Genomic DNA, 454 nt, shown 5'->3' with positions numbered 1-454 from the left:
GGTTCGATATGCTGAATTGTGGAATCGTACTTAACGCGTTTGTTAGCTGGTCAGAACACTTAGCGCTGTTTGTCTGAAACTGGAATAGGCTTCTTCCCAGTTAATCTGTGTATTACCAAATACCATCGGTTTAACAAATCGTTGAAAGCGCAATTTGTGTACAGGATAATCCCGGAGTGCATCCAGCCCTTTCTTAAGTTCATCAACTGGTGAGCTACAAAATTGTGGGTACTGGTTACCATAGCTGAATACATATCTGAACAAAATTTTTCAATACAGGAACATTCACACCTTTTTCCCTGACAATGCAGTAGTTGTCGTAAATGTGACGTACCAGAAACTCATCATCCTGTTGTTCGGGATTACGAAGATGTGCTGCTGTTCTTCGCATCATGGAGATGAGCTTTTCAGCCTGAGTGGATAAAATGGTGGCACAGGGGAATGCTGTTATAGG

At 42.1% G+C, this 454-nt stretch carries 1 protein-coding gene; it reads right to left on the bottom strand.

Annotated features, from left to right (window positions below):
- Window positions 1-235 precede the first annotated feature (235 nt).
- On the bottom strand, window positions 236-454 hold a 219-nt coding region (locus tag GWG67_RS38790; RefSeq protein ID WP_275174901.1), incomplete at its 5' end, for a hypothetical protein.

Source organism: Bradyrhizobium sp. CSS354, assembly GCF_029051725.1.
Classification (GTDB): Bacteria; Pseudomonadota; Alphaproteobacteria; order Rhizobiales; family Xanthobacteraceae; genus Bradyrhizobium.
This window is presented reverse-complemented; position numbering and strand designations above follow the sequence as displayed.